We start from the raw sequence: 13,890 nt of genomic DNA on the forward strand, positions 1-13,890 counted from the left end.
CAGCCGCGGGCCGGACCGTGGTGCCCATGAACACCATGAGCCTCACCACGACCGGCCCCGGCGCGTCCGTGGCCACGGCCCCCCGGTCGACGGACGACCACCGCGACGCGCCCGGCGCCCCGGCGACGGGTGGGGGCCGACCGGCCAGCACCGGCCGGCTGCGCCGTCTCTGGCGCGGGCACGCCGACGACCCGGGCTGGGCCCGCCCGGCCCTCCTCGGCCTGCTGCTCGCCACCCTGGTGCTCTACACGTGGAACCTCACCGCGAGCGGCTACGCCAACTCGTTCTACTCCGCGGCGGTGCAGGCGGGCAGCCAGAGCTGGAAGGCGTTCTTCTACGGCAGCTCCGACGCCGCCAGCTCGATCACGGTCGACAAGCCCCCGGCATCCCTCTGGGTCATGGCGCTGTCGGTGCGGGTGCTCGGGCTCAGCTCGTTCGCCATCCTCGTCCCGCAGGCGCTCATGGGCGTGGCCACCGTCGGCGTCGTGTACGCGACCGTGCGACGGCAGTTCGGCGCCATGGCCGGGCTCGTCAGCGGGGTCGTGCTGGCCCTGACGCCCGTGGCCGCGCTGATGTTCACCTTCAACAACCCCGACGCGCTGCTCACGCTGCTCATGGCCCTCGGGGCGTGGGCGACCGTGCGGGCGGTCGAGAAGGCGTCGGCGCGCTGGATGGTGCTCGTCGGCGTCCTCATCGGCCTCGGGTTCCTCACCAAGACCCTGCAGGTGCTGCTCGTCGTGCCGTTCTTCGGGCTCGCCTACCTCATCGCCGCCCCGACGACGCTGCGTCGCCGGATCACCCACTCCCTCATGGCGATCGGGGCGCTCGTCGTCAGCGCCGGGTGGTGGGTCGCGATCGTCGAGCTCGTGCCGGCCTCGATGCGGCCGTACATCGGCGGCAGCCAGGACAACTCCTTCCTCGAGCTCACCTTCGGCTACAACGGGCTGGGCCGTCTCAACGGTGACGAGACCGGCTCGGTCGGTGGCGGGGGAGTCGGCGGGGGAGGCGGCGGTGGCTGGGGCTCGACCGGCCTGCTGCGCATGTTCAGCACGAGCGTGGGCGGCCAGATCTCGTGGCTCATCCCCAGCGCCCTCGTCCTGCTCGTCGTGGGGCTCTTCCTGCGTGGTCGCCGCCCCCGCACCGACCGCCGTCGCGCCGCCTACCTCGTCTGGGGCGGCTGGCTCGTCGTGACGATGCTGACCTTCAGCCTCATGGCCGGCATCTTCCACGAGTACTACACGGTGGCGCTCGCGCCCGCCGTCGCGGCCCTCGTCGGCATGGGCGCCGCGGAGGCGTGGGAGAACCGCTCGCGTGCCGTCGGCACCGTCACCCTCGCGGTGGCGACCGCGGCCGCCTCGGTGTGGGGCTTCGTCCTCCTGTCGCGCACGACGGCCTACGGCGACTGGCTTCGGGTCTCCGTGCTCGCGGTCGGCATGGCCGCGGCCCTGCTCGTCCTCGCGGTCCACTGGGTGCACGCGAGGGCGGTCCCCGCCGTGCTCGTCGCCGCACTGCTCGCCGGCGTCGCCGGCCCGGCGGCCTTCACCCTCTCGACCACCGCTCAGGCGCACACCGGTTCCATCGTCACCGCCGGCCCCGCCGGTACCGGTCGCGGGGGGATGCCGGGTGGCGGCGGCGCGCCCGGTGGTGGCTTCGCGCCGGGCGGGGGGATGCCGGGTGGCACCGTCCCGGGTACCGGTGCCGGTACCGGTACGGCCACGCGGGGTGGGGGCACGGGCGGTCTGCTCGACGCCTCGACACCGAGCACCGCGGTCGTCTCGGCCCTGTCGCAGGACAGCTCGCGCTACACGTGGGTCGCCGCGGCCGTCGGGTCGCAGACCGCGGCCGGGCTCCAGCTCGGCACCCAGCTGCCGGTCATGGCCATCGGCGGCTTCAACGGCTCGGACCCCAGCCCGACGCTGGCGCAGTTCCAGTCGTACGTGCGGGAGGGCCGCATCCACTGGTTCGCGGCCGGGGGCGGCTTCGGCCGCCAGAACGGCGGCAGCAGCACCGCCTCCGAGATCAGCGCCTGGGTCGAGCAGGGCTACACCGCCGTCACCATCGACGGCTCGACGTTCTACGACCTCACGCAGCCGCTCACGTCGGGGGCCGCGGGCTCCGGCTCGTCCGGCACGACGGTGTCGTGACCCACGCCCCGGCCCCGGTCGGCCGTCGTGCACTGCCGGCCCAGCTCGGCCGCTTCGCGGTCATCGGGGCCGGGTCGACCGCCCTGCACCTGGCGCTGTTCGCGGCGCTGCTGCAGGGCGGTGTGACGACGATGGTCGCCAACGGGATCGCGCTGGTGGTCGCCACCGTCGCGAACACCGCTGCGAACCGGGCGTGGACGTTCGGCATCTCCGGTCGCCGACGGCTGGGCGTGCACCACGGGCAGGCCCTGGTCGTCTTCGCCATCACGTGGACGGCGACGACGCTCGCCCTCGCCGTGCTCGCCCGGCTGCAGCCCGACGCCGGTACGACGACCCAGACCGTGGTGGTGGCCGTCGCCAACGTGTTGTCGACGGCGGCCCGGTTCGTCGCCATGCGGCGCTGGATCTTCACGGACCGCGGGCCGGCTGCCTGACCGGCGGCCTGACCGGCGGCGGAGCCGCTCGCCGGGCCGCCAGAATGGCGGGCATGAGCGACGTCGGCCTGCCCACCACCTCGCCGGCCGGAGTCCGCCTCGCGTACGACGTCGTGGCCGCCGACTACGCCCGGCACCTGCCCGACCTGCGGGCGGAGTCCGCCCTCGACCGTGCCGCCATCGACGACTTCGCGGACCGTGTGTCCGAGACCTCCACACCGACCGTCCTCGACGCCGGCTGCGGGACCGGGCGGGTGGCCCGCGTGCTCGGGGCCCGCGGCCTCCGGGTGGTCGGCGTCGACCTGTCGCCGGGGATGCTGCGCGAGGCGACGGCGGGAGATCGCGAGATCGCCTGTGCCGCGGCGTCGTTGACCCACCTACCGCTCGCTGACGGGTCGGTCGACGGCGTCCTGCTCTGGTACTCCCTCATCCACCTCAACCCCGACCTCGTGCCGGTCGCGGTCGGGGAGGCGGCCCGGGTGCTGCGGCCCGGCGGGCACGTCCTCGTCGGCTTCCAGGCCGGGGTGGGCTCCCGCGACGTCGCCCCCTCCTACCGTCGGCTCGGGCACGAGGTGACCCTCGTGCGCCACCTGCTCAACGTCGACTCCGTCGTGGACGAGCTCGCCCGGGCGGGCCTCGTCGAGGAGGCCCGCGTGGTCAGACGAGCGCAGGGCACCGAGCGCGACGACCAGGCGATGGTGCTGGCGCGGTCCGACGCCGACTCGTCCGCACCCTAGAGGCGCCCGGCCGTGCGGCCGAGCCGCCCCGGGCTCAGTCGCGGTCGTCGGGGGCGGCGCAAGCCGCCCACCAGTCCGCCTGATGGGGCGACACGGCATCCGTCACGTCGTCGACGTCGAGGTCGACCCGCGCCCCGACGAGCGGGTAGACGACGGGGACCCCGGCGGCGGGCGCGACCCGACGGAGCCAGCGCACCGGCTCGGACCACCAGTGCCGGGCGAGGTTGAAGGTCGCCCAGTGGACGGGGAGCATGACCGAGCGTGACGCGGCATCCTCGCCCTCGGCTGTCGTGTTGACGGCGACGTGGGCGGCCACCGCCTCGGGTGGGTTCATGTGGATGTCGTGCCAGAACTCGTCGTAGGCCCCGACCGGGACGATGGTGAGGTCGAACGGGCCCACCCGCTCGCCGATCTCGCCGAAGCACGCCGACTCGCCGCTGTCGCCGGCGAAGTAGACCGCGTGCCCCGGCCCACGCATCGCCCACCCCGCCCACAGCGTCTGGCTCTCGACGAAGCCGCGTCCGGAGTTGTGCCGGGCGGGGGTGCACGTCAGTCGGATGCCGGCCACCTCGGTGTGCTCCCACCAGTCGAGGGCGGTGACCCGGTCGGCGGGCACCCCCCACGCCAGCAGGTGCTGGTCGACCCCGATCGGCACGACGTAGTGCGGCCGGTGGGTGCGCTCGAGCTCGGCGACCGACGGCTCGTCGAGGTGGTCGTAGTGGTCGTGCGAGATGACGACCGCGTCGAGGGTGGGGATGCCCGCGATGGACCCCGGGGTCGGGTGCAGGCGCTCGGGGCCGGCGAGCGACACGGGGGAGGCACGGTGGCCGAAGACCGGGTCGAGCAGGAAGCGGCGGCCGTCGAGCTCGACGAGCGTCGTCGCGTGGCCGTACCAGGTGACGGCGAGGACTCCCGGCACGGCGGGCGGCGCGGCCGGCACGACGGGGACGTCGGCGACGGGCTTGCCGCGGCCGCGCTGCTGCCAAGCCGCGGCGGCGATGCGCGGCAGGGAGGCCGACGTGGGTCGGCGCGTCGGTTCGGGTGACCGGAACCGACCGTCGCGGTAGTTCGGGGAGCCCGACACCCTCCGGTTGATCGACTCGGCGTCGGCCCCCATGCGACGCAGAGGAGGCAGCACACCGCCGGCGCGCATCGTGACCGTGCGGACGAGGCTCGCGCCGCCGTCCGAGGTGGTGCCGGCGGCGTCCGGCGTCGGGGCGGTGGCCTCGGGACGAGTGGTCATGTGTGGCTCCCTGTCGGGCGGTGGGCTCCCACCGATGATGCGCCGGTGAGGGTCCGGCGGCGGCTTCCTGACGTCCTCAACGCACGGATGTCACCGAATGTTCTCCGTCGGCCGCCGACGGTCGGGTGGCCCGGCATCCGGGCTCGTCCCTCGTCGGGCCGTGGTGGGGTTCCGGACCGGCGGGTGCCGGGTCGGGCGTCCGTTTCAGGGCCGTGGCGGGGTGCGTGGCGGGGTGCGTGGCGGGGTGCGCGGCGGGGACGGATCGGCGGGGGTGACGAGGCGTCATGTCAGAACGGTGTTGACGTGACATCACTATGGTGTCATTGTGATGTGCATGGACATCACCGAACACGTCGAGGCCCTCCGCCGCGACTTCACCAGCACGGCCCGGGCCATGGGTCCGGAGGTCGAGGACGTCGCGCAGCGCATCGGCTTCGCCCTCGACTCGGCCGCGCGCCTCGCCCTGCTCGACGCGCTGTCGCACGCCGCGGCCGAGATCACGACCGCCCTCGAGGGCGCCTCGGTCGAGGTGCGGCTCGACGGCCGCGAGCCGGTCTTCGTCGTCGTCGGTGCCGGGCCGTCCGCCCTGTCCGACGAGACCGCGGCCATCCCGGCATCCGGTGACACGACGGCCCTCGCCGTCGACGCCGAGGGCGCCGAGACCGCCCGCATCACCCTGCGCCTGCCCGACGCGCTCAAGACGCGGGCCGAGGAGCTGGCCGCGGGCCGGGGCCAGTCGCTCAACACGTGGCTCGTCGGTGCCGTGCGCGCCGCGACCACCGCCGTCGGCCCGGCCACGACGCAGGGGCCCGGCGCCCCCGGCCGCAACCGCCGCTCCAACAAGCGGGTGCAGGGGTGGGTGCGATGAGCGCCGCCCCGACCGGCACCACCACACCCACCAGCACCGACACCGACACCACCACCGACCACAGCAGGAGGACGACCATGACCGACATCGAGAAGCGCTTCGAGACCCCCGGCGCCGCGACGCTCACCGTCGAGGTGCAGCAGGGGGACGTCACGCTCACGGCGGGCGACCGCACCGACACCGTCGTACGACTGGTCCCCCACGGCCGCAACGGCGAGGAGATCGCCGAGCGGTACACCGTCGAGGCGCACGGCAGCGACGTCACCGTGACGGCGCCCAAGGGCCGCGACGGTCTCTTCTCCGGGCTCGGCTGGCGCGGGCACGTCGACGTCGTCGTCGAGCTGCCCACCGGCAGCCGGGTCGACGCTCGCACCGGGTCGGGGGACGTCAGCGCCCACGGGCTGCTCGGTGACGTCCGGGCGCACACCGGTTCGGGCGACCTCTCGCTGCAAGACCTCGACTCCGCCGACCTCAAGTCAGGCTCGGGCGACGTCGTGGCCCGGGCGGTGGCGGGCGGCGTCTCCGCGAAGACCGGCTCCGGAGACATCACCCTCGAGTCGGCCGGGGGCCACGTCGACCTCGTGTCGGGCAGCGGCGACCTCATGCTCCGCCGGGCGGAGGCGACGGCGCGGCTCAAGACCGGCTCGGGCGACGTGGTCGTCGGGTCGTCGGCGGGGGACCTCGACGTCATGACCGGCACCGGCGACGTCAAGCTCGAGGGCGTGCACGGGGGCGAGATCCGTGCCAAGACCGGCACCGGTGACGTCGCGATCTTCGTCGCGGCGGGCGTCGCGGCCTACCTCGACCTCAACACGGTCACCGGCGACGTCGACGTGCACCTCGACGAGACCGACGGCCCCGACGGCTCGGAGTCGCAGGCGAGCCTGGCCGTGCAGTCGGGCAGCGGCGACGTGCTCGTCAGCCGGGCCCGGGTGAGGGTGTCGTGAGCGCGCTCGTCGACCTCAACCAGGCACTCGCCCGCGAGCGCATCACCGGGATGCTCGCGCAGGCCCGCGACGACCACCAGTACCGCTCCGTGGTCCGCCGCCACCCGCGCACCGCCGAGGTCCTGCGTCGCCTCGCCGACCGCCTCGACCCGACCACCACCCGCTGACCCGCCCGCCGGCCCCGATCAGATCCACCAGCCCATCAACCGGCAAATCAACCGGCGGCCGGTGTCGCCCGAGCAGCACCGCACGCCCACTGATCCGCCAGTTGATGACGCGCAGATGGGTCTCGCGCGCCGAACGGGCTGTGAATGGGGCGGTGGTGTGAGCCCGATTCACTGGCGGTGCGGCAGCAAGCGTCGTCCGCGGGACCGGCCGGGGGTGGGGCGGTGGTGTGAGCCCGATTCACGGGCGGTGCGGCAACACAGCGGCGTCCGCAGGAGCAGATCCGGCAGCACCGCCCGTGCTCCTGAGGGCGAGCACCTCCGCCCCACCCACGGCAGCCGACGTAGGCGGTGCCCACCCGTACCGACCTCATCACCGGCGCAGCGGATCGTCACAGACCACCCACAACCACGGCCGAGAACGTCAAGCCATGAACACGAACCCGCGCCTGGCCATCGTCCCCTCTCTGCGCCGCGGCCTCGGTGCCGCCGGAGCGGCCGTCGTCGTCGCCTTCGTCGGTACGGCCGGCCTCGGCGCCGCGCAGGCGCACGCCGCCGGCATCAGCACGGGCCACGCGCACCAGCAGGATGCCGGTCAGCCGGGTCAGCAGCGCCCGCCGCGTCCCGCGGCGCACCCGGCCCACCTGCCGCCGGCCACGACGAGCGCGGTGCGCTACCTCTTCACCGACGGGCGGCTGAGCCGCCTCACGACCCCGGTGTGACTTCGACGCTCACCTGTAGCGGTCCATTCATTGCGTGAGATTGCCACACCCGGTGCCACTTGACTGCCGCAACTAGCAGTGTTTATTGCATGACGGTTGTCGATTTGCTTTGGCTGTAAATTCCTTATCTCGGGACATTCGTCCAGTGAGCAAGGTCCGGGATAATCGCTGGCGACAAGGGACCGTTCACGACGACAAGCGCAACTGGCCGAGAAGAACCACCTCTGAGTGAGCCAAGAAATCGGTGATTCCCGTCAAGGCATAGGAGAGAACCCCCGACGAGTGGATATGCGACGACCAGTAGAGGGCTCGCTTCCTTTAACGCCAATACGTGTGGGCAGAGGCCAGTCAGCTCAATGTCGCGCATGCTGACTGGTTTCCCGGACGGTGAGTCATAGGGCACTTCCGAACCACTGTTGAAATACCAGGGTGGGTAAACACAATCAGCGAAGTTTTCAACCGTCCCCCATCGAAGGCTGACTGTGGGATTGAGCCCATCCAAAGCTTGTCGATTCACCAGCACTCGTACCGTGCTTGGATCGAGCAGTCCCTTGAAGTCAAGAAGCCGCCCTATGTCGCTACCAGTCGTCCCGCCTTCTAGTGTCATTTAGCCGCCGACCTCATCGCCACGTCAAGGATGATGTTGCGATAAGCTTCTTTTCGCTCGGCAACCCGAAGATCCCTCAAGTTGTGCGTTATCACACCTACTATCATGGCAAATATAACTACGACGGCCAAGCGGCCGACGAGGCCGACATCTTGCACCATCACGGCACCCGCGAAACACATTGTCGGGACATAGCATGCCGCCAGCACATTTATCTCGAATTCCATAGAGTCGATGTTTAGAACCGGAGCATAGCGTCGAAGCCAGAGTTTGGAATATACGAACGCGTCATTAAGCGTGTCGTGAATCAGTGGCGTGCGGTCATCTAGAACTTCCAGTGATTCTCGAAGGTGCGGATGTACCCCGGTCGTCGTCTGCAAAGTAGTGGAGCCCAGCCTCTCCACAATCTCCTCACGGAATTCACCAATTGTCGATTGGCTGCCGCCACGACTTGTAAGCCATCTGAAGGCCACGAAACCGATGTACCGTGCTACATAACCGACCAGATATGCAGAACTAAGCCCAGCCAGTATGACGAAAAACCGACTTTCGCCAGCTTGAGAGCCCGTGGCAGCCGCCAACGCTGTGATTGGCGCCTGCTGCCCGGTGACGACAATAAGGCAACCAATGATGATGGTCCCGGGTGCTATCACGCTCGCAACGGTAACCAAGAAATAGAAGGCGATTCGTCGCCAACCGGAATCGTCCGTCTCCTTGACGCTCATGTCTCCCCAGATGCTCCTGAACGGCTGCCTGACGGCAAGGCCCCATCGTTGAATGGTTAGGAGTGTAACTGCACGCCGGCCGTTGGGCTCGTATATACCTCAGCGAGGATGTGGCACTTTTTCGCTTGCACATGCGGTCCATCAAAATCTCTGAAAAGGGACGAATGAACCTGGAGGTCACCTTGTCGTTGGCTCGGACCCGACGCATTGTCCCAGAAGCCAGGTCTCTTGCCGGTGCGGCATTTCACCCACCTCCTTTTCTACTGCGTGGCTCCGCAGCTGACAGACGTGGCCCAGAAGTCAATTCATTGCACATGGGGGCAGGTCTCGCGAAGTCACGAGCCGGAGGTGAAGCACATTGGGCGTTGCCAGCAGGCGTGTCAGCGAGAACGATTCAGGAACCATGGCCGGCCCTCGCTGCGGGTCCCCCGTCGACATGGTGGGGTTCGGCGCCACCGCGGTGCTCGCGGAGGGTGAGCCACAGCCGGTGCGCCGTGATGACGGCGAGCGCCCACGCGAGGCCGATGGCCCAGCCGGCGACGACGTCGGTGAGCCAGTGGTGGCCGAGGTAGACCCGGCTGAGGCCCATCGTGACGACGAAGAGCAGGCCGAGCGTCACGCTGAGCGTCCGCTGCCAGCGGGCGGTCGTCTCGATGAGGACGAGGTAGACGACGACGGTCGTGAGCACCGTCGCGTTGAGGGTGTGGCCACTCGGGAACGAGGGCGAGACCTCGAGCGGCGGCACGGCGAGTGAGGCCGGCGGGCGGGCGCGCCCGATGAGGTCCTTGCCCACGACGGTCATGAGCACCGAGCCGGCGGCGGCGATGAGCGCGACGACGAGCGGGGTCCAGCGTCGGCGGCGCAGGGCGATGACCAGCACCGCGGCGGTGGCGAGCAGCGGCATGCCGACCGGGCCGCCGACGTCGGTGTAGGCGGTGACCACGGTGTCGAGGGTCGGGTTGCGCACGGACACCATCGCGTCGAGCACCGGCCGGTCGACGACGGTGAGGCCGTCGCTGCCGACGACGCCCTCGTAGACCTCCTGGGCGCCCTGCACGAGGAGGGTGATGAGCACGAGCGAGACGACGGTGAAGACGACGAAGGCGAGATGGGCGAGCGACCACGCCGCCGCGCGACCGAGCCGACGACTGACCCGGGGCGGCACGGCCTCGACGAGCCGGGTGGCGACCGTCACGAGCCACCGCCCGAACCGGGTGTGCCAGTGCGTCAGGTCGCGCTCGCCGATGCGGTCGTCGGGTCGGGACGGCCCGCGCGTCGGGGTCGTTTCGGTCATGCCCCATCCTCGCAGAGCGAGGGAGGGCGGGCGTGCGGCTCAGTCGCCGGGGTCGAGCCAGCCGTGCACGAGCGGCACGACCGAGGCGCCCTCACCGCTCGCGGCGGCGACGCGCTTCATCGAGCCCGCGCGGATGTCGCCCGCCGCGAAGACACCCGGCACCGTGGTGGCCAGGCTCTCGGGCGGCAGGGCCCCGGACCAGTGCTCCGCCGGGACGTCGCGGCCGGTGAGCACGAAGCCGCGCCCGTCGCGGATCACCTCCTCGGGCAGCCACTCGCAGTGCGGCTCGGCGCCGAGCAGCAGGAACAGCCCACCGCACGTGCGTCGCTCGGTGGTCCCGGTGCGGGTGTCGCGCACCGCGACCCACTCCAGCCGGCCGTCACCGCCCGCGTCGACGACCTCGGAGCAGGTCTGGACGGTGATGCGCGGGTTGTAGGCGATCTCGCCGACGAGGTAGCTCGACATCGTCGCCTCGACCGTGTCGCGCCGCACGAGGATGGTGACCGACCGGGCGAAGCGGGCGAGGTGGATCGCGGCCTGCCCCGCCGAGTTGCCCCCGCCGACGACGACCACGTCGTAGCCCTCGGTCTCGCGGGCCGCCGTCATCGCGCTGCCGTAGAAGACGCCGAGCCCGACGAGGGCCTCGACGGCGGGCACCCGCAGCTTGCGGTAGGTCACGCCGGTGGCGACGACGACCGAGCGCGCCCGCACGTGGCCGCCGTCGGTGAGCAGCGTGTGCGGCTCGCCGTCGACACCGGGCTCGAGGCCGGTGACCGACCACCCGGTGAAGAAGCGGGTGCCGAAGCGGATGGCCTGGTTGCGCGCCCGCTGCGCGAGCCGCATCCCCGACACCCCGCGGGGGAAGCCGAGGTAGTTGCGGATCATCGACGACGTCCCGGCCTGCCCGCCGACGGCCTCCGACTCGAGCACGACGGTGGACAGGCCCTCCGAGCTCGAGTAGACGGCGGCGGCCAGCCCCGCGGGGCCCGCGCCGACGATAGCGACGTCGACGACGGCATCCACCTCGATGTCGGTGGGCTGGCCGTAGATGCGGTGGGCGACCTCGCGCACGCTCGTCACCCTGACGGGCACGCCGTCCATCGCCTCGACCACGGGGTACGCCGGCTCGCCGTCGGCGGGCTCGAGGTGCGCGACGATGTCGCGGCCGACCTCGCTGTCGGGGGCGAAGACGCGGTTGGGCATCCCCATGCGGTCGAGGAAGTCGCGTACGGACAGGGTGAGGGCGTCGGATGCCGGGGCGACCAGCCGCACGCTCGTGACCTCGGGCGTCGCCACCGTCGAGCCCCAGTCGGACAGCAGCTCGCAGACCGCGGTGTGGAACTCCTCGTCGCGCACGCCGCGGGGCATCAGCAGATAGGCGTCGTACTTGCCCTTGGCCAGCCCCGTCCGCAGGTTCGGTGCGTCGGTGAGGAAGACCGACCAGTGGGCGGCGATGAGGCGCCGGGCCGTCGGCACGACGGACCGCCACCGGCCGAAGGCGGCGAGGACGTTCGCGTCGGGCAGGCGCGACTCGGCGACGAACATCGCCACCTGGCCGCCGCGCGAGGCGACGTCGGCGGCGACCTGCTCGGCCTCGTCGGTGCTGCCCGCCTGCAGGATCTCGTAGTCGCGGGCGTACCGGCCGAACTCGCCGGCCAGCTCGTCGGGGTGCTCCGGAGCCACGAGGATGATCGCGGGCATCGCTGCTGTCACGGCCACGATCCTAGGCTGGGCGGCATGACGGTGAGGCTGGCATGACGGTCGTCGGCGACGACGGGCTCACCCGCCCGGTGTGGGCGGCGACCGACCCGCTGCTGCGCGAGTACTACGACACCGAGTGGGGCATGCCGGTGCGTGACGAGCGCGGTCTCTACGAGCGGATCTGCCTCGAGGGGTTCCAGGCGGGGCTGTCGTGGGTGACGGTGCTGCGCAAGCGGCCGGCGTTCCGGGCGGCCTTCGCCGGGTTCGAGCCAGACGTCGTGGCGCGCTTCGACGACGGTGACGTGCAGCGCCTGCTCGGCGACGCCGGCATCATCCGCCACCGCGGCAAGATCGAGGCGACGATCGCGAACGCGCGGGCGACGATCGCGTTGCGCGACGAGGGTGGGCTGGTCGACTTCGTCTGGAGGTTCCAGCCCTCCGACACGCCACGGCCGCGCGACTTCTCCGAGGTGCCGACGGTCTCGCCGGAGTCGGTGGCGCTGTCGAAGGCGCTGCGGCGCAAGGGGTTCCGCTTCGTCGGGCCGACCACGATGTACGCGCTCATGGAGGCCGTCGGCATCGTCGACACGCACCTCGTCACGAGCCACCGGCGGGGCAGCTCGGGCGTCTGGCCCGACTGAACGGTCCGCGCGGACCGGGCCGGCCGGCATCCGCTGCCCGGGGTCAGCCCTGCAGCACCGCCCGGGCCGCGTTGTGACCGGGGATGCCGCTGACGCCGCCCCCCCGACGGGCGCCGGCCCCCGCGACGAGGACGTGCTCGTGCGCCGTCTCGACGCCCCAGCGCCCGACCTCGTCGGAGCGCTCGGCCCAGGGCCACTGCAACGGCCGGTGGAAGATGTTGCCGCCCGGCAGCCCGACCGCCGCCTCGAGGTCGACCGGGCTCTTCACCTCGAGACAGGGCCGACCGTCGGCGTCCGTCGCCAGGACGCTCTCGATCGGCTCGGCCAGCACCGAGTCGAGCGAGCGCAGCGTCGCCTGCAGGGCCGCGGCGGTCACCTCGTCGTTGCGCCCGCGGAACAGCCGAGCCGGCAGGTGCAGCCCGAACAGCGTCAGGGTCTGCGTCTCCGACTCCGCGAGCGACGGCCCGAGGATCGACCGGTCGCTCAACGTGTGGCAGTAGATCTCGCACGGCGGCACGTCAGGCACCTGGCCGGCCTCGGCCTGTGCCCACGCCGCCTCGAGCTGCTCCGCGCCCTCGTTGACGTGGAAGGTCCCGGCGAACGCCGCGGCCGTGTCGACCGACTCGTCGCGCAGCCGCGGCAGCCGGGTCAGCAGCATGTTGACCTTGAGCTGCGAGCCCTCGACCGGCTCCGCCGTGTCGGCGCCCGACGCCGCGGCCCCGGCGGCCGCCAGCAGGCGGTCGAGCACGGTCGGTGCACACCCGGCCAGCACGGTGCCTGCTGTCACCCGACCACCGGCCCACGACACCTCGCCCGACGACGGGTCGACCGCCGTCACCTCCACCCCGGTGCGGATCTCGGCCCCGGCCGCCACCGCGGCCCGGGCCAGCGCCCCGGTGAGCGCGCCCATGCCGCCCACGGGTACGTCCCAGTCGCCGGTGCCGCCACCGATGAGGTGGTAGAGGAAGCAGACGTTGGCCCGCAGGTCGTCCCCGGCGAGCGACGCGAAGGTGCCGATGAGGCCGTCGGTCGCGACGACCCCGCGCACCGTGTCGTCGGTGAAGTGCCGCTGCAGCAGCGACAGGAGCGGCCGAGTCGTCACGGCGTCGAAGAGGTCGTCGTCACCGACGAGGGCCCGCACGTCGGCGCGCGAGCGCAGCGGCTCGAGCACCGTCGGGAACAGCCGTGACGCGAGCGAGCCCATGCGGGAGTAGAACTCGGTCCACGCGTCGAAGGCGGACGGGTCGCCGGTGACCGCCGAGAACGAGGCAGCCGTCGCCTCGGGGTCACCGTGGTCGACGAGCAGACCACGCCCGGGCGAGCCCGGCACCGGGGTGTACGACGAGTACCGGCGGCGCACGAGGCGCACGTCGAGGTCGAGGTCGGTGACGACCGCGCGCGGCAGCAGCGAGACGAGGTAGCTGTAGCGCGACAGCCGCGCGTCGACCCCGGGGAAGGCGCGCGCCGACACGGCGGCGCCGCCCACCTCGGCCGAGCGCTCGAGCACGAGCACCCGGCGCCCGGCCCGGGCGAGGTAGGCGGCGGCCGTCAGTCCGTTGTGGCCGGCCCCGATGATGACGTCGTCGTAGCGCACGCCCTCACCCTAGGCACCGGATGCCGGGTGGTCGGTCCCGGTGACGACGCGACCACGTGGGCCCGCGAC

The 13,890-nt window shown here is 71.9% G+C and carries 13 protein-coding genes; 8 read left to right on the forward strand and 5 right to left on the reverse strand.

Annotated features, from left to right (window positions below; all coding sequences use genetic code 11):
* Window positions 1-26 precede the first annotated feature (26 nt).
* The 3 genes from DFJ68_RS17730 to DFJ68_RS17740 are packed head-to-tail and all read left to right on the forward strand — an operon-like array spanning window position 27 to window position 3,315.
* Complete coding sequence (locus DFJ68_RS17730) at window positions 27-2,144, forward strand: glycosyltransferase family 39 protein (protein ID WP_121034870.1); 2,118 nt, start codon at window positions 27-29, stop codon at window positions 2,142-2,144.
* On the forward strand, window positions 2,141-2,578 hold the full coding sequence (locus DFJ68_RS17735) for a GtrA family protein (protein WP_170165822.1): 438 nt from the start codon (window positions 2,141-2,143) through the stop codon (window positions 2,576-2,578). The genes DFJ68_RS17730 and DFJ68_RS17735 overlap by 4 nt, the downstream gene beginning before the upstream one ends.
* A 53-nt stretch (window positions 2,579-2,631) precedes the next feature.
* The gene (locus DFJ68_RS17740; RefSeq protein WP_121035508.1) at window positions 2,632-3,315 is read left to right on the forward strand and encodes a class I SAM-dependent methyltransferase; all 684 of its coding nucleotides are present in this window, start codon (window positions 2,632-2,634) and stop codon (window positions 3,313-3,315) included.
* Window positions 3,316-3,349: 34 nt separating this feature from the next.
* Here the strand turns inward: DFJ68_RS17740 and DFJ68_RS17745 are convergent, their stop codons facing one another.
* The gene (locus tag DFJ68_RS17745; RefSeq protein WP_245963733.1) at window positions 3,350-4,558 is read right to left on the reverse strand and encodes an MBL fold metallo-hydrolase; all 1,209 of its coding nucleotides are present in this window, start codon (window positions 4,556-4,558) and stop codon (window positions 3,350-3,352) included.
* 334 nt (window positions 4,559-4,892) lie between these two features.
* Here DFJ68_RS17745 and DFJ68_RS17750 point away from each other — a divergent pair, with 334 nt between their 5' ends.
* The 4 genes from DFJ68_RS17750 to DFJ68_RS17760 all read left to right on the forward strand — a co-directional run bounded on the left by DFJ68_RS17750 (window position 4,893) and on the right by DFJ68_RS17760 (window position 7,259).
* Entirely contained in the window at window positions 4,893-5,426 is a 534-nt protein-coding gene (locus DFJ68_RS17750; protein WP_121034872.1) for a hypothetical protein, read from the forward strand.
* A gap of 77 nt (window positions 5,427-5,503) precedes the next feature.
* Complete coding sequence (locus DFJ68_RS17755) at window positions 5,504-6,373, forward strand: DUF4097 family beta strand repeat-containing protein (protein ID WP_170165823.1); 870 nt, start codon at window positions 5,504-5,506, stop codon at window positions 6,371-6,373.
* Window positions 6,370-6,540, forward strand: coding sequence for a hypothetical protein (locus DFJ68_RS18400; RefSeq protein WP_170165824.1), 171 nt, complete (start codon window positions 6,370-6,372; stop codon window positions 6,538-6,540). Before DFJ68_RS17755 ends, DFJ68_RS18400 begins: the two co-directional genes overlap by 4 nt.
* A 428-nt stretch (window positions 6,541-6,968) precedes the next feature.
* The gene (locus tag DFJ68_RS17760; protein WP_121034874.1) at window positions 6,969-7,259 is read left to right on the forward strand and encodes a hypothetical protein; all 291 of its coding nucleotides are present in this window, start codon (window positions 6,969-6,971) and stop codon (window positions 7,257-7,259) included.
* A 603-nt stretch (window positions 7,260-7,862) separates the two neighbouring features.
* Here DFJ68_RS17760 and DFJ68_RS18170 read toward each other — a convergent pair.
* The 3 genes from DFJ68_RS18170 to DFJ68_RS17770 form a co-directional block, all read right to left on the reverse strand.
* The gene (locus DFJ68_RS18170; RefSeq protein ID WP_147431645.1) at window positions 7,863-8,591 is read right to left on the reverse strand and encodes a hypothetical protein; all 729 of its coding nucleotides are present in this window, start codon (window positions 8,589-8,591) and stop codon (window positions 7,863-7,865) included.
* Between the two features lie 394 nt (window positions 8,592-8,985).
* Window positions 8,986-9,885, reverse strand: a complete 900-nt coding sequence (locus DFJ68_RS17765) for a phosphatase PAP2 family protein (protein WP_121034875.1) — start codon at window positions 9,883-9,885, stop codon at window positions 8,986-8,988.
* 39 nt (window positions 9,886-9,924) lie between these two features.
* Window positions 9,925-11,598: an NAD(P)/FAD-dependent oxidoreductase gene (locus tag DFJ68_RS17770; protein WP_338067433.1), complete on the reverse strand. Its 1,674-nt coding sequence runs from the start codon at window positions 11,596-11,598 to the stop codon at window positions 9,925-9,927.
* A gap of 41 nt (window positions 11,599-11,639) precedes the next feature.
* On the opposite strand from DFJ68_RS17770, the gene DFJ68_RS17775 reads away from it, so the two are divergent.
* Window positions 11,640-12,227 (forward strand): DNA-3-methyladenine glycosylase I, encoded by a 588-nt coding sequence (locus tag DFJ68_RS17775; protein WP_121034877.1) that lies wholly within the window; start codon window positions 11,640-11,642, stop codon window positions 12,225-12,227.
* Window positions 12,228-12,270: 43 nt separating this feature from the next.
* Here the strand turns inward: DFJ68_RS17775 and DFJ68_RS17780 are convergent, their stop codons facing one another.
* On the reverse strand, window positions 12,271-13,821 hold the full coding sequence (locus DFJ68_RS17780; protein WP_121034878.1) for a phytoene desaturase family protein: 1,551 nt from the start codon (window positions 13,819-13,821) through the stop codon (window positions 12,271-12,273).
* Between the last annotated feature and the right edge of the window lie 69 nt (window positions 13,822-13,890).

It is taken from the genome of Terracoccus luteus (assembly GCF_003635045.1).
GTDB lineage: Bacteria > Actinomycetota > Actinomycetes > Actinomycetales > Dermatophilaceae > Terracoccus > Terracoccus luteus.